The organism is Paenibacillus radicis (ex Gao et al. 2016) (genome assembly GCF_014641555.1).
Classification (GTDB): Bacteria; Bacillota; Bacilli; order Paenibacillales; family Paenibacillaceae; genus Pristimantibacillus; species Pristimantibacillus radicis.
In genome coordinates, this window is record NZ_BMHY01000001.1 from 125,216 (window position 1) to 144,344 (window position 19,129).

The window sequence follows — 19,129 nt, forward strand, 5'->3', positions numbered from 1 at the left end:
ATAGATTTGCTGTCTGTATTCTGATTAAAGGGAGTATGCTGCGGCAGCTTCCTTAGTTCCTATCCTACCAACCCATTTGAAACGGAGCCGAAACGATTTGATGAACCTCAGCTAAAGTTTGTTCCGGTTGTTTAGTTTCTGTTTAAAGTGACAAAATGTAAAGGTACATTTGATGGCCTGATATTTCATTAAATTAAAAAAGACTGCCGAAACTTTCTCGACAGTCTGAGCGGTGCTCTAGCAACGCTTATTTTATATCCAGTTAGAAAGTAAATTACGATACAGTTACACAACCTCAAAATCTACTGTTTGAATTTTTCCGCCTATCTAAAGGCAGTATAGGTTCGATTACGTCCCAATGCTCGGCGATCTTTCCATTCTCCACACGGAACAAATCGTAGAAGGCGTTAGGCTCTCCATTGATGAGCCCTTCACTTACCGTAAGCACAAAATCGCCCTGACCAATAACTTGATGAACATATGTGTATTGCATTTCAATATGTTGCTCTTCCATTACCTTAACTGCAGCAGCAAGACCGGAAAGACCATCTGCAATATGAGGATCATGCTGAATATAATTATCCCCATTGAAGTAAGTGGTAAGCAGGCTGCGATTCTTACCAATCATGATATCCTCAACAAAGTTTTTTACATATGCTTTATTCGCATCTGTCTTGCCAATATCCTTGATCATTACCGGTCCGTCAATCATCGAATGTTGACTTGGAGTTTTCTCCACCATCTCTTGCAAGTTGTCCCAATGCTCGACGATTAGTCCATTCTCAAAACGGAAAATATCAAACCCGATTTTTGGTCCGTGGAAATCATATATAGAATGAAGAACCACAAAATCTCCATCGACAAAAGTGCGTTTAATGCTAACCTTTGTACCGACTTCTTTTAGATGTTTAAGTGCACCAAGCATCGCCGCGCGGCCGTCGGGCAAAGCCTGATTGTGTTGAATATATTTATCTGGATGAATGTAATTCATAATCGCTTCGGGCTGGCCATTTGCTAAGCTTTCCAGCACTGCAATTGATTTAAATACAAGCTCATTCTGATTTTTTAGTGTCATAAGATTAACTCCTTTTGGTTTTATGGTCATAAGACAAATAATGAACAACATGTTGTTTATTTATCTTTCGCTCATTATAATAAGGAATCATACAACACTCAATATTCAATATTTTTGATTTTGAAGGATAAGATACAATTCAAATAAATTTGTCACATATCAATCAATATTTTTTCAAGGAGAGACAAAAAACATTGAAAAAGAAGGTCGATTTAAGAATTATTCGGACAAAGCAATCGATTCGAACAGCTTTTTTTGAGCTTATTCAAGAAAAAGGATACGAAGCGATTACGATTCAAGCTATTGCTGATCGGGCTATGATTAATCGGAATACTTTTTATCTTCACTACGAAAATAAGCCTGACTTATTAAATACATGTATGGATGAGTTGTTGAGTGAAGTGAAGCATGTAATTGTCCAATGTCCATTCACGATGAATCCCTTCAGTATTTCTAAACTTGAGACAGTCATGCAAGCTCTATTGGAACATATTTCACGAAACACATCATTTTACTCTGCAATGCTAATTGAAGAGAATAGAATTTCTCAGTTTCGAGAGAAGATGGAGAATATCCTAAAAGAGAAACTAAATGAGGGGATTATCCCTGAGGCAGAAAAGAAGCCTTTAGCACTATCTAAGGAATTGTTACTCATCTACCTTGTAGCATCATGTATGGGAGTTATCATGTGGTGGATTAAAAACAATCAGCCTCTTGCTGCGGAGGAAGTTTCATCGCAGTTTAGTAGACTGGTTGCCTACGGGCATCCTGTTTTGCATCAGTGACTCAGGGAACTATCGGGCAAAGTTATCTTCGGTTATAGTCGCCACAAGAAAATCAACAAAAATAAAAAGCAGCCGAGCGTGGCTGCTTTTTATTTGTTTCATTAATAAACCTTAAAGATATGCCTGATACCGTCTCCGGTACTCTCCGGGCGTGAACGACGTCTGGCGTTTGAACAGACGGATGAAATAGTTGTAGTCATTGAAGCCGCATTGTTCTCCGATTTTCACCAAAGGCAGCTCTGAATGGGTCAGCAGCCGTTTGGCGCGTTCAATCTGCAGTTGATGTCTGTACTGCAGAGGGCTCATCCCGGAATATTGCTTCAAGCATCTGGAAAGATAATCAAAATGGTAATGCAGCTCAAGCTCCATCTGTTCGGAATCGAAAGGAGATTCCAAACGGCTCGCCAGGTAAGAAGCGACCTTCTCGCCGATGAGATGGGAGCGGGCTTGCGAGCTGCCGGTTATCATTCCGTTTTGCAGCTGGACAAGAAGCTGACCGAATAAAATATGCAGGTCAAAAGAGCGGCTAGGTGTCAAAACGCTGTGTACTTTAAGCATCTCTGTCAGCATGGGAACGATAATTCGCAGATCGATAGCAGCAAATTTAGGAATGCTGATCATGGCGGGATGAGGCACCGTGTCCTGATTGGTCGTTTCAAGCAAAGGCTGCTGCCAGCTCTGCTTCTCGATCAATTTCGGCTGTGAGGACGACGGGTATTGAAAATGTATCCAGTAGACCTCGGTTTCGTTCTCGGTGGGACGATAGCCGGAATGTGTTTTTCCCGGTTCAAGAATGAGCATCATTCCCTGTTCAATCTTGTATTCAATATCGTTCTCGGCCATATATAAAGTGCCTTTGGTACAAATGATCAAATCAAAAACATCAAATTGCCGCTCAGCATGCGTGACGCCTGACGGCCATAATACATAGCCGACGGTAGTCAGCAGAGGAAAGGGAGGGACTTGTAATTCAATAGCAAGCATCGCATCACCTTTGAATAAATTTATGTAGAAATTGTACTATAGATAGTCGAGATTGTCAGCTGCAACAAGGACCGGGATTCTATACAGTAGTAGATATCATATGATTCTATTACATTGGATAACGGGGAGGCAATTTTTATGAGTAATCAAGAGCTTGTGCGGCAGCAGCAATGGTTCGTCAATCAAAGGTTGGGTATGTTCATTCATTTCAATAGTGCTACCTTTCAGTTTGCAGAAACGGAAATGGAGGACTGGGAGTATGGCCATGAAAATAACGATGAGCCCCGCAGATTCATATTTGATCCGAAGGAATGGAATCCGGCTCAGTTGGACTGCTCCCAGTGGGCGAAAGCCGCTAAATCGGCAGGGATGAAATTTGCTGCTATGACAGCTAAGCATCATGAGGGCTTCAGCTTGTGGCCGTCTGCCTACACCGATCATTCGGTCAAAAACGCCACACTCCAGACCGACGTAGTGAAGGAATATCTGGATGCATTCCGAAAAGAAGGAATCGAAGCAGGTCTTTATTTCTCTGCACTAGACTTGCATCACCAGATCGGCCGGAAGAAATGTACGCCTGAAGACAAGCAATTTATTAAAAATCAGATTGAGGAGCTGCTGACAGGCTACGGAGAAATTCCGTTCCTGATCATTGACGGCTGGAATGCCCCTTGGGGCGGCCCAAGCTATGAGAATCTGCCTTTCGAGGAAATCAATGCATGGGTCAAAGGGTTTCAGCCGCAATGTTTGTTGATGAATATTGGCTGTGAGTCGGGCGTACAGCAGACGGACATCGCCTTTTTCGAAAATGCTGCAGGGCAAGAAGTCGATAACTCGTTCAACGGTCCGGGAGCGAGCTGCAATATTTTAACGAAAACCTGGTTCTGGCGGGCAACAGATACAGCAATGGAACTTAGAACGGCGGACTGGGCGCTGGATAAAGTGAATGAATGCAATGCGCAAAATGTCTCGTTCCTGCTTAACGGCGCGCCGAATCAGCAAGGCTTACTGGATGAGAACATCCTGCAGCGCTTTAAGGAAATCGGCGAACGATACCGCCAGCCAGCGGATCTCGTCACGATTCCGGACAACTGGTGCTATAGAAAATAAAAAAAGGGGCTATCTCATAAGTCATTTCGATGACGAATGGGATAGCCCCTATTCTTTTAATCAGCTTTTGTTTTGTGCGGCGAGGAAGGCATCCAGCTGTTTCTGGTACTCTGCAAGCACTTTATTGATGCCAGCGGCATCCAGCCGGCTTAGAAATTGATCTTTCACGGTGGAGAAATCGACTTGTCCATTCATGAGCGGACCGTTTGCAGAGTACTCAGCAACAATTGCTGACAGCTTAGCGAGCTCTGCTTTCACAGGCTCATTGTCGGGAGCAAAGCCGATCAGCGGAGTTTGTATCGCGCCATTATCAAAGTTTTTAATGACATCCATTTGATCCGGCGTCATAAATTTACTGAATTTGTGATAGCGCATATCCGTCCAAGCCCAACTGATCGGAAAGTATTGCTTGTCGGCAGGGATACCGTCATAGGAAGCGCTATTCCCATCGACTTTATAGTTCACATCTTTAACGCCAAGCGTGAACAAGTCATAATTTTCTTGACTGCTGTGAAGCCAGTTGACGAAGGATACGGCCTCTTTAGGATGCTTGCTCGTAGCGAGAACTACTAACAAGTTGTCTGCACTGCTAAAAATGTATTTTGGATCATTTGGAGCGAACTGTACGAATTCAAGTTCAGCTTCAGGAAAATTTGTTTTCAAAGCATCGATAACCTCGGTAGGACGTAAAATGTTGGAAGGCATTGCCGCCATTTTACCTTGTGTGAAGCTTCCGTTGACGTCCTTAAATAAATTAGGATCCTTCGGCAGATAACCTTTCTTGTACCAGTCCCGGGTAATATTCACAAAGTCCTCGTAGAACTTAGAATTAAACATATTTTTGACCTTCAGCGGTTTTTCATTGACATCAATATAGAACAAGCTGTTCATATATTCGCCATTCATAAAGTTGCTAGGTCCGAGTTCTCTGATCATGCCGCTCGCTCCGCCTACAAGAGGGACCATTTGCGGATCATTCTGTTTGACGGCTTCCAGATACTTCTCGAAATCAGCGGAATTTTTAATTTCCGGCAAACCGTACTTTTTGCGAAGATCGCCTCGGATTTGGAAGCTGTCGCTTTGTGCAGAAGGGACGACTCTCGGTATCGCATACGTTTTACCGTTAACTTGGACGGCTTTCCATACAAAGTCCGATATATCTTTATTTAGTTCTGCGCCGTTCGTTTGCAAAATTTCATCCAGAGGCATCAATACGTTTTTGCTTACACTCTGGGACAGCTTGGACACATGGGACCAGGCCAGGTCATAGCTTTCGCCAGCGGCGACAACCAGACTCTGCTTATTAAAGTAAGAATCCCAAGGTACAAAGGTATAACTCAGCTTGATATTGAGTCCATCGGCCTTAAGCTTCTCGGAAATCGCAGCATTCACAGCATCCAAGTTGCGAGGGGGATCTCCAGGGAATAAAATTTTCAATGTAACGCTGTTGGACGCAGCTTCATTACCGGCTTTTCCGGGAGATGTTGAAACGGCAGAGCCGCAACCTGCGAGCATGGTAAAGGCTAAAATGACGGCAATTAGGATACTGCTCTTAAGCGGCTTCGTTTTTTTCATTGTAATCGCTCCTTGTTCATGTTTATGGTAACCTTGTTTGATTTGGATTAACCTTTCACAGAGCCAATCATAATTCCCTTAACGAAATATTTTTGGACATAGGGATATACAAGAATAATGGGGCCAATCGTAATGAGAAACATCGCGAATACGATAGTTTCGGATGGCAGCAGAACCGCTGACATATTGGCGTGCTGACTCATATAAGCAATCATAGAATTGATCCGGTACAGCAAGAACTGTACGGTGAACAGCTTACGGTCATCAATCAGCCATAGAGATGTCGTGAAATCATTCCAATAGCCGAGTGAAGCGAACAGACCTACGGTTGCAAGAATCGGTTTCGATAGTGGAATCATAATTTTATAAAACGTATACCACGGTCCAGCTCCATCAATTTCAGCCGACTCTGCGAGTGCAGGAGAGATCGACTTATAATAATTTCGCAGCAGGAACACATTGAAAGGGCTAATGGCCAGAGGCAGAATTAACGCCCAAACGGTATTTTTTAAATGAAGCACGTTGGATACGACGATGTACCAGGGTACAAGTCCCGCGGAAAAGACAATCGGAATAAAGATGAGAAAAGCGATAATATTGCGGTATTTTACTTTCTGAACAGACATCATGTAGCCAAGCAGCGATGAGAACAATAAGGAGACGAAGGTGCCGGCAACCGTTACGAAGATCGTCACTTTGTACGCATTAAATACCATGCTGTCCTGGAATATCATTTTATAGGCATCTAACGAGAACTGCTCGGGTATGAACTTATAGCCATGCATCGCAACCGAGCTTTCAGCTGAGAAAGAGACCATGATCGCCAGCGTAAAAGGCACCAGCGTCACGAGAGCAAAAACGATGAAGACGAGATAGATCAGCAGATCCAGCCAGCCAAATTTGATTTTCAATTTCGTTCACCTCGATGCTTTTAGAATAACGAATAGTCTTTATCGTACCGTTTGACCAGCCAGTTGCTGCCTAGAACAACAATGAATCCGAGAATAGATTGATACAAGCCAATGGCCGTAATCATGCCGTACTCTTGTCCTCCATTGATTAGGGCACGATAGATATAGGTTTCGATAACGTCGGTGGTCGGATAGAGCAGACCATTGTTCTCGACGATGGCATAGATGAGGGCAAAGTCGCCAAAAAATATTTTGCCAATCGCGAGCAGCGTCAATGTAATAATGGTAGGAATCAAGTTAGGAAGCATGATGTAACGTATCTTCTGAATGCGTGAAGCTCCGTCCAGCGATGCGGCCTCCATCATTTCATCATTAATGGACGTGATGGCGGCGAGATAGATAATGACGGAATAACCGACGTTTTTCCATACCCCTGCGGAGACAATGATCTTCACCCAATACTCCGGTACGGCGTACCACTCTTTAGGCATGCCATGGAAAATCTGGATCAGTCCGTTGGCAAGTCCATTCTCATTCGCGAATATAAGGAGAATCAATTTCCCTACAATGACGAAGGAGAAAAAGTAAGGCAGAAATAAAATGCTCTGAAACCACTTTTTCACCGCATTGTTCTTAATTTCATTCAATAAAATCGCGAACACAACAGCAAGAATCGTCCCCCATAAAATCTGGTTGGCATTAATCCAGAATGTATTAAAGGTAATTCGCAAAATATCGTCATTGCTGAATAAAAACTTGAAGTTGTCAAAGCCGCTCCACGGACTTCCGAAAATGCCTTGAATCGGATTGAAGTTTTTGAAAGCGATAAGCATCCCCGGATAGGGTAAATAGGCAAAGGCAATGAGAAGAAGAAGGCCCGGAAGTGCCATTAAATAATAAGCCCGGTTTGTCCATAATTCTTTTGCTATACTGGTTGTTAACTTCATGTCTGCACCTCCTGCTGCATTGTTTTGTAACCGCTTACCAAATCATACGGGAGGTCCGTCTATTTCTAAATAGTCAAATGTTTAGACAATGTTCTAATATTCAGCGGAGCATTTTGGGGAAGCTATAGGCTGTTGTTTTTCCTGAAAGCTGCTACTATACTGATACTTAAAAAAAGTCAGGGTGAGATGTGGTTGAAGCTAAAATCCTTTAAAACAAGTATCATCCTCTACTTCTCGCTGCTCATATGCGCGTCGCTTACCTTGCTCGGTACGATTAGCTATCAGACCTTCTCCAGCTTTACAGAGAAGGAGATGGTGAAGAACACGACCTCTATTACGGATCAAGTGAATCAGAGTCTGGATCTATACTTGAACGAAATTAAAGATTCCTTGCATTTCTTGGCCATTGACCAGAATCTGATCACGATGCTTCAGGATTCTGTCTCGGAGGAGGCGGGATTCGAATCCACACAGGATCGCACCCGGATATCGGTTCTGTTAAACAATATTTTCTCGGAGAAATCAGATATCCGCGGCTATTTTATTTATAATCAAGACTATTCCAAGCAGTATATTAACAGCGCGCGTTCCATTGACTTTCAATCTCCTTTTTTGAAGCAGGTATGGCAGGATTTCAAGGAAACTCCCTATGCCTTGCAGACTAAATTCTATGGTGCGCATAAGCCGGATTATTATGATAACTATGATAAGAAAGCGGATTCAAACAATGTGATTACGATAGCAGCCAACATCAAAGATGCCTATGACCCCTCTAATCCCAATCTGTATGGGGTGGCTGTATTTGATTACAACATTAACAAGCTGAATCATATTTTCGAATCCACTCAGACACAGCTTGGTATCGAATCCTTTATTCTAGACAAGGAGAAGCAGTTTGTATATCAGACTGATTCAGATCTTCGCCTTGATGAGGTGGAGCTGGATCAGCTATTCCATAATTCGGCGGGCTATTGGACACAGATGATAGAGGGGCAGAAGATGCTTGTCGTCTATTCAACCTCCGCGGTTACAGGCTGGAAAACCGTTAATTTATTGCCTTTTACCCATCTGGATAAAAATCTTTCAGTTATCCGCAATACGACGCTGCTTCTGCTCGCTATTATGATTGCTGTAACGATTGTGTTAGCTTCGGTCATTACCATTCGAGCCTCTCAGCCTATCCTGAAGCTGGTCAATTTCATGAAGAAGGTCGGAACAGGCAATCTGAACATTCGAGTAGAGCGGCAAACGGAATATGAGGAGATTATGGTATTGAACCGGGGGGTTAACGATATGCTTGATAAAATAAAAGAGCTTATCGACGACTCCATTAACCGTCAGCTGCTGCAAAAGGAAGCGGAATACAACGCCTTGCAGGCCAAGATGAATCCGCATTTTCTATACAATACTTTGCAATCGATTTCTTCCTTATCCATTCTGGGCCGAAATGAAGATATTGAATTAGTTACCCACTCATTGAGGGAACTGCTGCAGTACTCCCTGTATCATATGAATGAAATGGTGCAAATAAAGGACGAGCTTCATGCCGTCGAAAACTATTTGCATATTCAAAATATCCGTTACAACGGACGAATCCAATACGATATTCAGGCTGATGAGCATGTGCTTTCGTTCCCGGTCAATAAGTTTGTGCTTCAGCCGATTATAGAGAATTCTATCTATCATGGTTTGGAAAGCAAGGAAGGCGCATGGCTAATCAGCCTTGTAATCAAGGAGGAAGCGGATGACATCCACATTATGATTAGGGATAACGGGATCGGCATTAAGCCGGATAAGCTAGGTTCCATTCGTCAAGAACTGGCTTTAATGGGTGTCCGCAGCGGCCGGATCGGCTTATCAAGCATTGCAGACCGTTTGGCGCTCCGATTTACATCCAAAGCTCGGCTGACGGTTGAGAGCGAGCCGGGCAACGGGACAACGGTCCGTTTGATCATTCCTAAACCACAGCCAAAGGAGGGAATACAGGAGAATGCTATCGATCTTGCTGATTGACGATGAGCCTCTGACCACGTTGGCGCTTCGCAAAATTTTTGAGACTCATTTTCCAGCCTTGGAAATTTTGGGAGAAGCAACGAACGGGCAGCAGGCGTGGGAGCTTATACAAGTGAGAGTGCCGGACATGATTATCTCTGACATCCGTATGCCGCACTTGGATGGATTGGAGCTCTTGAATAAAGTACGCGAGGCTAATTTGCCGAGTAAAGTCGTATTGCTTACCGCTTACGGGGAGTTTGAATATGCACGGAAGGCGTTGAAGCTCCAGGCCTCGGGCTATTTGCTCAAGCCCTATATTCAAAGCGAAGTTATTAAGGAAATTTTCCGTGTGATCAAAGAAATCGAAGCGGAAAAAGGAGTAAAAGAGAGTTTCACCAAAGTCATTCCTTTGTTTGAAGAAAACGCCTTCAAAAAGCTGCTGGCAGGCAAACTGGATTCTAACGGACTGCATGATTTTCTGAAAATAACCAAAGATCGTTGGGAGAGCTGCATCATAAGCGTATTCCAACTGGGAGGAACAGCTTCCAAAGCCGTTGAAATCGAAGAAGTCATTAAAATTAGTCTCACTGAGGAAGTGAACGACTACTTCTCTCATTCGGAGCGTCATGGCATCAGTTTCTTTCACCGTTATAATGAACTGGTGGTTATTCATTCTGCTTCTTCTGCCTCTTCTTCTAATCCTGTGCCGGTACAAGACTGTATCCGGATATTGATGAATTATAGTGAACAGCCGTTGCTGGTCGGCACTTGCTCCAAGCCCTATCCATTACTGCAGTTGGCGGATGCTTATGGAGAGGCTTTAGTGCAAAGCAGTAAAGTGCAGGAAACCGGCCCCAATAGAGGAGCTTCTATCCGGCAAGGTGCTCTCATTGAAAGGGCGGTTGAGTACTGCAAGCAAAACTATATGACTGATATTAATTTGCAAAAAATTGCAGACTACTTGGATGTAAATAAAAATCATTTTTGCAATATATTTAAGGAGCAGCTTCAAGTCACCTTCTGGGACTATGTCACCGGTCTGCGTATCGCGCATGCGAAACAATTGCTGCAATCAAGCGATGAGCTCGTTGCCAACATTGCGGTTCAGAGCGGTTATATTAACACCAGCCATTTTGGCCGCGTGTTTAAGGAAATTGCAGGCGTTACGCCTGCTGAATACCGGAGAAAATCGAGAATTTCTTGATCAAAATGTAAAAGTGCAGGCTGTAAGCTGCTTTTTCGGCGATTTATATTATTAAAATGCAAATGTGCAGTTTGATTGGCCTAAAAAGCCCCTGTAAGGTGAGATGGGACGATTTCAAATGCACTTTTGCATGTTGAACGCCATTTTGGACCTTTTGAGTCTCATCAGCCTGCACATTTGCATTTTGTTTTGACTTTAGCGCGTGAAGGAAATGATTTGGCAGCTATTAGAATTGCAGCCCCAGACGATAAGCTTCTGCTAGCAGGGCGTCGTAATGATCTTTCTCTTTCTCGGGATCATCAGGGAATTTAGCAATGGTATCGTATAGGTAATGAACATCCGAATCTTTAACACCAACGTAGCCGGCCAAGTAATTCAAGTGCCGGGTTATCGTAACATCATGCTCGTGTTTCTCGAAATGCGGCTGTGTTCCTCCAACCAGCGAAACCCAACTTATTTTTTGTACAGGCAGCTTGAACCTTTCATCGGTAACTTCGTCTTTCCCATAGGCGAATCCATTATTCCATGTCCGGTCGATATAGCCTTTCAGCATGGCCGGTAAACCAAACCACCACAACGGGAATACAAAAATAATCGCATCATGGTTCCGGATCCGTTCCATTTCGCGCAAAGCTTCAGCTGTATACACTTTATTCGGATTGTCCCAATCCGGCTCATCCGGAGGGTATACCAGAGGATTAAAGCCTTCCGCATATAAATCAGCCACCTCATATTCATGTCCGGCTTCGGACAATCCTTGTGTCAATTGCTTCGTGATGCTCCCGGTTAATGAATCTTGTCTGGGATGTGTAACGACTACAAGTATTTTCATCGTATATTTCCTCCTTTTATAAATGAGTTGAGCTTGAAGGCTTTGGCTAATAACCGGCAGCCTTTGATTTTTTGCTTGAATGCTAGTATGTCGTATTGATGCTAAAATAGGAAGTAGGCACAATATTGTGCTATAGGAACATAGAAGTGCTGTATAGACGAAAAAGATCTCATACTTATTTAATAAATTTGAATCAAATGAGGAGGATGCTGCAATGAATATACAAAAGAAATATAAGATTGGCGTGGAGGTTACTTTGGATGTTATTGGCGGGAAATGGAAAAGTGTAATCCTCTATCATCTAACCTCCGGCAAGAAACGGACGAATGAATTACGAAGTCTCATGCCTGAAATTACGCAAAGAATGTTAACCAAGCAATTACGGGAATTGGAGCGGGATAAGGTCAATTAATCGTTATATGTACAATGAAATTCCTCTGCGGGTAGAATATGAGCTTACTGAATATGGCTGGAGCTTGAAGACGATTTTAGACAACATCTGTGATTGGGGTGAAAATCATCTGGAGCACATTCATGGCAATAAAGATCTGCTTGAGCCATTGGAAGCTTAATGCTTGAAAATAGAACAATCGCCCTCTACCTGACCGCTAAGGTCAAGAAGAGGGCGATCGTTATTTTCCAGCCATATTCGTCCCTTATTTGTCTACAGCAGGCGGCGGCTCCAATTGCCGAGACTCCTTACGACGCCAATTCAACAATACCAAAGACAGAGCAATCACTGTGAGGACCGCTCCAAGCCGTTGAAATCCCAAGGCGCTGAGCTTGTTTCCCATGATGAGGCCGAGCAGTAAGGAAGACAGAATCGTTCCGAGGTATCTCGATGTCATAAATACTCCGGAAGCTACACCGATCATTTCTTTAGGAGAGCTGTTGAACATGGCAGCTTGCATACCAACGCTGTTCAATCCGTTGCTAATGCCAAATGCAGCTAAAGCGAGAACGACGCTGATCACCGGAGACGATTGATCTAAAGTCATGATCCATATGGACCCCAGCGTCATCAGAATGCCGGCTGCGAGCAGCGCTGGCCGAGGGCCTGCTTTATCGATCCATCGTCCAGCTATAGGCGATGCGATAAGCGAGCATAAACCGAGACTAAGCATGAGCATCCCGGTATGAAACCCGCTGACCTGACGAACGGTCTGCAAGTAAGACGGCAGCCCGAAAAAGAGCGAGTAGTAAAGGATATTAACGAGAATGAATTCGATATTGACCCCAGTCATCGCAGGGTATTTGGCGAATGTATGCAGCGGGATGAACGGAGATTTCACTTTCAGCTCATGTCTTGCGAACGCCGCCAGAGATACGAGACCTAATAAACCAAGGGCAGCAAGCCCGGCTGAGACATGACCGGATGATTTGGCAGACAGCACGGCAATGAGTAAAGCAATCAGTCCTACAGTGAAGAGCAGTATACCAAACACATCAATTAATTGAAGCCAGCTGCGAATGGACATGTTGCGTGCTACAGATGCTGCAGGTTCGTCTTTAGGGATATTCCGCCATGCGAATAGAAAGCCTGCCGCCGTGAACGGTATATTGATGAGAAAGATCGCAGGCCAATCCCACCAGTGGAGCAGAACCCCGCCAATAAAAGGTCCAATGGCTGCTGCTCCGGATAGAAATATGGACAATATGGACAGCGCGGACGCTTGTTTCTCCGTCACGTGAATCCGCACAATAGCCATTCCTACGGCAACCATCATGCTCGTTCCGATAGACTGGACAATACGAAATACGATAAGCCATCCAAAGCTTGGCGACAGTGGGGCCAACATGGATGCGATGAAGGCGACGATCAGTCCCGCAAGGAATATGTTCCTGCGGCCGAATAGATCACTGGCTTTTCCCATGACCGGCTGGGCGATAGCGCTCGCAATATAGAACGAGAAAATAATCCAGGAAACAGCAGTAAAGTCTAGTTGATACACGGCCTGCAGTCTTGCTATGGCAACAGCAATCATCGAAGAATTTAAAGGGTTCAATAGAATTCCGAGTCCAACGGAAATGATCAGCCATCTGCTGCGAACACTCATTTGCGGTTCCTCCCATAACGTAGTAAAGTCATCTTAACTTGAAACCGATTATTCGTTCCAACGCATTTTGTGCTATGATTTCATTGATTTGAAGGAATGAGCGGAGGGTGCGGAATGGAGCTTCTTCAATTGCAATATTTTCTCACAGTTGCCAGGCTGGAACATGTGACGGAAGCAGCACGGAGTCTGCATGTTACGCAATCGTCATTAAGCAAAACGATTCAACGTCTGGAGGAGGATCTTGGGGTCCCGCTATTCGATCGAATTGGGAGAAAGCTGCGATTAAATGCGTACGGAAGCAGCTTTCTCCGCCGTACCGAGAGGGCTCTTTTTGAATTGGAGCAGGGGAAGCAAGAGCTTAACGACTTATCGAGCCCGGAGCATGGCACACTTGAATTGGCGGTTACCGCCGCAAGCACGCTGCCTCATATTCTTCGCGAGTTTCGGAAAAAACGGCCTTATATTCAATTTCATGTGCAAATGCTGACCACACAGGAAATGGTTACACTTCTTCATAGAGGAGAGGTTGATTTCTGCTTGTCCTCACCGGCTGTTCAAGGGGAAGATATTGAATGTCAAATTGTGTTCAACGATCCGATCATGGTCGCGGTTCCGATAGGTCATCCGCTGGCAGAACGAAACCGCGTATCTTTGACAGAACTTAAAGATGAATCGTTTGTTGGTGTGAAGAAAGGTTATGGTACACGTGACTTAGTGGATGCTGTATGCGAATCGGCTGGATTTACTCCGCACTATGTGTATGAGGGAGATGAGCCGGCAAGGCTCAGTACGCTTGTGGAAGCAGAAATCGGCATCGCCTTCATTCCTGGCACGGCGAGGAATCCACGCGAGCAAATTAAATATCTTCAAGTGGAAGATCATGAGCTGATCCGGGAGATCGCGTTATTGTCGCATAGGAGCCGGTACATTTCACGGGCTGCACTGGAATTCCGCGAGGTCGTTGTGGAATACTTCGCGGCGTTATCCAAATCGGCGACTTAGGAAATGTTTTTTTATTATGAAAACGCAATCAGTTAGACGGATGCGCCGACAGTCGCGACAAAGACGTTTCTGCATGTGATATAATAGAAAGAATGCAAGGTGTACGGAAGAAAGCAGGTGAACGTATGTCGAATTTCGGTCAAAAGCAGCAAGAAGCGATGGAGCAACACTTCAGCGAGCATTTGTCGGATACCATCATTACGCGAGGTTGGGATTATTACCGCAGCGGGCAAGTGAAAAATGTAAAGTTCGCTTCTGACGATACGCTATACGGCACCGTAATCGGATCCGACGTCTATGCGGTCGTTATCGATGCTGGAAAGTTTAGATACAGTACATGCACTTGTCCTTACGGCGATTATTGCAAACATATGGCGGCGGTTTTTTTCGCCTATTTAAATGAAGAAGATACAACCGGCTTTGCAGCCAAAGCGGCTTACCGCCGCTTGATGGGGCTGGACCCGCAAGCGGAGCTGACAACAGCCGCTGCCTTATTGAACAAGCCAAAGCCAGAGGCCGGACATAACAGCCAGCCGAACGAAGAAGCGAGCCCGGCGGCGTGGCAAAACTGGATGGAGTCGGAATACGGCGAGGTATGGCGCAATTGCCGTCACTCCCTGCATGCGCTCCAGCCGGTGTTGTCCGCTTTGAAGGGAACTTCAAAGCACTGGGATAAGCCGCAGCAAAGGCTGCATTGGATGAACGTCATTTTGTTCGTTCTGGAGCAAGGAGAGCGCGCGATCAAATCGGTTGACACGTTCAGCCGCTATTATCATGAAATGTCCTTTGCCCGCATGGCGGAGCCATGGATCGAGCATTACGGCCAGCTTGCGCTGGAGCTCCATCCCTCCGAGATGGGAGAGCAGGAGCGGAAGTGGGCCGACCATGTCGTTCGCTTCACTTACAATCGAGCGTTGAAGCTGGAGCAGCAGTTGTTCGACTGGTCCTTTCTCTATTTAACGATTTGCGAGAAGCTCTCGGAGAATCAGCTATGGAGAGAAGAGGAGTTATCCGCGCTGAACGCTTTCGCAAAGGACAGTAATGACGATTCTAACGAGCCGATTAACCGCTCGTTTATTCATACTGCCTCTGCGATGCTGCATTTTTTCAGCGGCAATGACGAAAGTGCGTTAGGCCATTTTGAACAAACTGATTTTCAGCGGTCGCAAAAGATGATCTATCCATGCGCAGCGCAGCGGCTGGGGGAGCAGCGCTGGGAGCTGTTCGACCGGTGGATGAACTTTTTACATGAGCGAATTTACCCGAACCGAAGCGGCAGAACGATTGGCCCGTTTGTCGCTTTGTGCAGGCGCGCTGACGAGGATCAGCCGGAGAACGAGAAATGGACGGCCTATATGACGGAGCTTCTCCCTTATTCCTACAGTGAACTGTCGGAACATTGGCTAGCAGTCCATAAGTATGAGGAGTGGGCGGATTTGCAGCTGCTGCTCGGAATGAAGCCCGACGAGTTGGGCATTCAGGATGTGAAGGAAGTGGCGAAGGCTGCGCCTGCCGTTATGCTTCCGCTCTATCATCAATCGATCGAGGATTGGATTAATACCCGCAACCGGCAAGGGTATCGGATGGCTGTGAAGCAGTTGAAGAAGCTGGAACGGCTATACAAAGCGGATAAAGACGCGGATACGTGGAATTTCTATATCACTGGAATTGCGAAAAAGCATCAACGGCTTAGAGCCTTTCAGGAGGAGCTGTGGAAAGGAAAGCTGGTGAAATGAAAGCATTCGTTGGAGGTATAATTGTTGACGGTTTTTGGTCGCAGCAAGAGGACGAATTAAAAGGCTCCATCATGCTGGCAACTGCTGAGCGGCAGGAAGTCGCGCTGCGGCTCCGCTCCGTACTATTCGCTTGGCATAAAGCTTCCTGGTACGGAACTGAAGTGGAAGAAATCGAGCATAACGGCCGGAAAATGCTTAAATTGTCGCCGTTAACCGCCGTTGACTATTTGTCTGCCCCACAGCATGCAAGATTGCTGCGGGTAGAGTGGAGCGATCGTCTTCAGGAACTGATGGCGATTGCGTCGCTAATTCGGGAAGCGCTGCTTGGCGGATGGTTTGAACCCGATTGGAGCCGGTGGTCGGAACAAAGCCGAGCTTGGCGGATCGCATGGCCGGAAACGGAAGCGGAACGGGAGTCGCAATGGGTGGAGCTCCTTGCATCGGCGGCCGGTTCAGGTGATAGCGGCATTGAGCAATGGCTCAGCGATGCGATCGAGCAAATGCTTGCGCAGGGCGGAGAAGTCAGCGAGGCATGGCGCCAAGTTGGGCTGGCGGCTGGCGGAGAGACCATTCTGGAGCGGAAGTCGGGCGATGAAGAGGATTGGTTGATTGCCATTGGTCTTCGGAAGGATTCGCTGCCGTTCAAGACCGCGCTGCAGCTTGTCGAGCCTGGAGAAACGTCATTCTGGCAGCTTCGTCCTGCGCTGCAGGATCGCAACGGCGGCCCGTGGATTCCCATTATCCGGCGCGGCGAGCAATGGCTGGCCGCGCCGGATGCGAATGCTGGTTATGAACCGCAGCCTTTACCGGAAGAATGGCAGCTGCTGCTTTCCCCGAAGCTGGAGAAAGAGCAAGCCAAATGGCTGGCTGCGCTGCCGGATTGGGCCGATGAAGAGAAGCCAGGCGATATCAAGCGGCTGCTCAATGACAACGAGGCTTGGGCGTTCATGGAAAAGGCGAGCATCACCTTGCTCGAAGCCGGTTGTCCCGTTCTGCTGCCAAGCTGGTGGGAAGCGGTTCGATCCCGCAAGCTAAGGCTGCGGGCGAAGATGAAATCATCCGTTGGATCGGAAGCGCAGCCGATGTTCGGGCTCGATCAGATCGTTCAATTCGATTGGCGAATGGCGCTTGGCAATGTGGATCTGTCCGAATCCGAATTCATGCGGCTGGCAGAGGAAAATCGCAGGCTGATGAACATCGGCGGTGAATGGGTGCATCTGGATCCGCATGATGTCGCGCAAATCCGCGATTGGATGAAGCGTGTTGGCAAACGCAAAGGACTCTCGTTCCGTGATGTGATGGAGATGCATCTGCTCGGAGGATCGCCGCTTGGCGATGATGAGTTGGATGACTCGGAAAGCATACGAGCTGAGGTCGAGCTGAATGAGCATTTGGGCAAATGGCTGGAGCAGCTTCAGCATACGACGGAAATTCCGCTCGTCGAGAAGCCAGACAGTTTCCTTGGCGAATTGCGGCCGTATCAGCAGCAAGGCGTGTCCTGGATGCTGTTCCTCCGCAGGTTTGGCCTTGGTGGCTGTCTAGCCGATGACATGGGTCTGGGAAAAACGATTCAATTTATGGCTTATTTAACATATATTAAAGAACAAAAAACGGGCAATGGCCATCCGTCGCTGCTCATTTGTCCCACTTCGGTTATCGGCAACTGGCAGAAGGAGCTGGAGAAATTCGCCCCTTCTCTTCGTGTCTATCTCCATTATGGGCCAAAGCGGGATAAAGGAGAGGCGTTCGAGTCTGCTGTTCATGAAGCCGATATCGTAATTACCTCTTATTCGCTGGCCCAGCTGGACGAAGAGGATTTGCGGCTGGTCGAATGGGATGCATTATGTCTGGACGAGGCGCAGAACATTAAAAACGTCTACACGAAGCAATCGACAGCTATCCGTAGTTTGCCGGCGTACCATCGTATTGCTTTGACCGGTACGCCGATGGAAAACCGGCTGACGGAGCTGTGGTCAATTTATGATTTCATTAACCCTGGGTACTTAGGCGGCATGGGCGAGTTTCGTAAAGCCGTCGTCGCGCCGATCGAACGCACGCGGGACGAGGCTGTCATTTCAGGCTTGCAGCGCTGGGTGAAGCCGTTTATGCTGCGCCGCGTGAAGAAGGACCCGGCGATTCAGCTGTCGCTGCCGGAGAAAAACGAGGCGAAAACCTATATTGCTTTAACGGCCGAACAGGGCGCCATTTACGAAAATATCGTATCAGATTTGCTTGAGAAGCTGGATACGCTCGATGCGATGCAGAGGCGCGGCTTAATTCTGGCTTCGCTGACTCGGCTCAAGCAGCTTTGCAACCATCCCTCGCTCTTGCAGGATGAAAGCTCGAAAAACTGGGATGAGGACCGTTCGAACAAGGTGACCCGGCTGCTCGAAATGGCGGAGGAGATCGCTTCGGAAGGCGAGCGCTGCCTGATTTTCACCCAGTTCGTCGAGATGGGCCATCAATTGAGCCGTCTGCTGGAAGAGCGGATCGGCATTCCGGTTCCTTACTTGCACGGCGGCGTGCCAAAGGCGAAGCGGGATGAAATGATCGATCGCTTCCAGAATCAAGACGTTCCCGGCTGCGCCTTCGTCTTGTCGCTGAAGGCGGGCGGGACCGGCCTGAATCTGACGGCAGCCAACCATGTCTTTCATTTCGACCGGTGGTGGAATCCGGCTGTCGAGAACCAAGCGACGGACCGCGCCTTCCGGATCGGCCAGACCCGGCAAGTTCAGGTTCATAAATTCATTACGCTCGGTACGCTGGAAGAGCGGATCGACGAAATGATTGAGCGGAAGCAAAACTTGAATGACCAGGTTGTCGGCCAGTCCGAGCAATGGGTGACAGAGCTGTCCACCGATGAGCTGAGAGAGCTGTTCGCGCTTCGGAAAAACTGGTTGAAGGGATGAAGCTGGC

14 protein-coding genes and 1 pseudogene are annotated in these 19,129 nt (G+C 46.6%); 8 read left to right on the forward strand and 7 right to left on the reverse strand.

Annotation, left to right across the window (positions count from 1 at the left end):
- Positions 1-295: 295 nt before the first annotated feature.
- A complete protein-coding gene (locus tag IEX98_RS00545) occupies positions 296-1,075 on the reverse strand; it encodes a nuclear transport factor 2 family protein (RefSeq protein ID WP_188887006.1) in 780 nt (259 codons plus the stop codon).
- Between the two features lie 194 nt (positions 1,076-1,269).
- On the opposite strand from IEX98_RS00545, the gene IEX98_RS00550 reads away from it, so the two are divergent.
- Positions 1,270-1,860, forward strand: coding sequence for a TetR/AcrR family transcriptional regulator (locus IEX98_RS00550; protein ID WP_188887007.1), 591 nt, complete (start codon positions 1,270-1,272; stop codon positions 1,858-1,860).
- Positions 1,861-1,971: 111 nt separating this feature from the next.
- On the opposite strand, the gene IEX98_RS00555 is transcribed toward IEX98_RS00550, so the two are convergent.
- Positions 1,972-2,844, reverse strand: a complete 873-nt coding sequence (locus IEX98_RS00555) for a helix-turn-helix domain-containing protein (protein ID WP_188887008.1) — start codon at positions 2,842-2,844, stop codon at positions 1,972-1,974.
- Between the two features lie 138 nt (positions 2,845-2,982).
- Here IEX98_RS00555 and IEX98_RS00560 point away from each other — a divergent pair, with 138 nt between their 5' ends.
- Positions 2,983-3,954: an alpha-L-fucosidase gene (locus tag IEX98_RS00560; protein ID WP_188887009.1), complete on the forward strand. Its 972-nt coding sequence runs from the start codon at positions 2,983-2,985 to the stop codon at positions 3,952-3,954.
- Positions 3,955-4,014: 60 nt separating this feature from the next.
- Here the strand turns inward: IEX98_RS00560 and IEX98_RS00565 are convergent, their stop codons facing one another.
- The 3 genes from IEX98_RS00565 to IEX98_RS00575 are packed head-to-tail and all read right to left on the reverse strand — an operon-like array spanning position 4,015 to position 7,387.
- On the reverse strand, positions 4,015-5,529 hold the full coding sequence (locus tag IEX98_RS00565) for an extracellular solute-binding protein (protein ID WP_188887010.1): 1,515 nt from the start codon (positions 5,527-5,529) through the stop codon (positions 4,015-4,017).
- A 47-nt stretch (positions 5,530-5,576) separates the two neighbouring features.
- On the reverse strand, positions 5,577-6,440 hold the full coding sequence (locus IEX98_RS00570; RefSeq protein WP_188887011.1) for a carbohydrate ABC transporter permease: 864 nt from the start codon (positions 6,438-6,440) through the stop codon (positions 5,577-5,579).
- A gap of 20 nt (positions 6,441-6,460) precedes the next feature.
- Positions 6,461-7,387: an ABC transporter permease gene (locus tag IEX98_RS00575; RefSeq protein WP_188887012.1), complete on the reverse strand. Its 927-nt coding sequence runs from the start codon at positions 7,385-7,387 to the stop codon at positions 6,461-6,463.
- A 192-nt stretch (positions 7,388-7,579) separates the two neighbouring features.
- Between IEX98_RS00575 and IEX98_RS00580 the strand changes: the two genes are divergently transcribed.
- Both IEX98_RS00580 and IEX98_RS00585 read left to right on the forward strand, forming a co-directional pair.
- Entirely contained in the window at positions 7,580-9,400 is a 1,821-nt protein-coding gene (locus IEX98_RS00580; RefSeq protein WP_188887013.1) for a cache domain-containing sensor histidine kinase, read from the forward strand.
- Positions 9,378-10,586: a response regulator gene (locus tag IEX98_RS00585; RefSeq protein ID WP_188887014.1), complete on the forward strand. Its 1,209-nt coding sequence runs from the start codon at positions 9,378-9,380 to the stop codon at positions 10,584-10,586. Before IEX98_RS00580 ends, IEX98_RS00585 begins: the two co-directional genes overlap by 23 nt.
- A gap of 226 nt (positions 10,587-10,812) precedes the next feature.
- On the opposite strand, the gene IEX98_RS00590 is transcribed toward IEX98_RS00585, so the two are convergent.
- The gene (locus tag IEX98_RS00590; protein ID WP_188887015.1) at positions 10,813-11,418 is read right to left on the reverse strand and encodes an NAD(P)H oxidoreductase; all 606 of its coding nucleotides are present in this window, start codon (positions 11,416-11,418) and stop codon (positions 10,813-10,815) included.
- 214 nt (positions 11,419-11,632) lie between these two features.
- Between IEX98_RS00590 and IEX98_RS00595 the strand changes: the two are divergent.
- Positions 11,633-11,990, forward strand: a pseudogene (locus IEX98_RS00595) (winged helix-turn-helix transcriptional regulator).
- An 84-nt stretch (positions 11,991-12,074) separates the two neighbouring features.
- Here IEX98_RS00595 and IEX98_RS00600 read toward each other — a convergent pair.
- Positions 12,075-13,475: an MFS transporter gene (locus tag IEX98_RS00600; RefSeq protein ID WP_188887016.1), complete on the reverse strand. Its 1,401-nt coding sequence runs from the start codon at positions 13,473-13,475 to the stop codon at positions 12,075-12,077.
- A 114-nt stretch (positions 13,476-13,589) separates the two neighbouring features.
- Between IEX98_RS00600 and IEX98_RS00605 the strand changes: the two genes are divergently transcribed.
- From IEX98_RS00605 to IEX98_RS00615, 3 genes are all read left to right on the forward strand, one after another.
- Positions 13,590-14,477, forward strand: coding sequence for a LysR family transcriptional regulator (locus tag IEX98_RS00605; protein WP_188887017.1), 888 nt, complete (start codon positions 13,590-13,592; stop codon positions 14,475-14,477).
- A 125-nt stretch (positions 14,478-14,602) separates the two neighbouring features.
- Complete coding sequence (locus tag IEX98_RS00610) at positions 14,603-16,213, forward strand: SWIM zinc finger family protein (protein ID WP_188887018.1); 1,611 nt, start codon at positions 14,603-14,605, stop codon at positions 16,211-16,213.
- 71 nt (positions 16,214-16,284) lie between these two features.
- Positions 16,285-19,122 (forward strand): DEAD/DEAH box helicase, encoded by a 2,838-nt coding sequence (locus tag IEX98_RS00615; RefSeq protein WP_445376011.1) that lies wholly within the window; start codon positions 16,285-16,287, stop codon positions 19,120-19,122.
- The last annotated feature ends 7 nt before the right edge of the window (positions 19,123-19,129 follow it).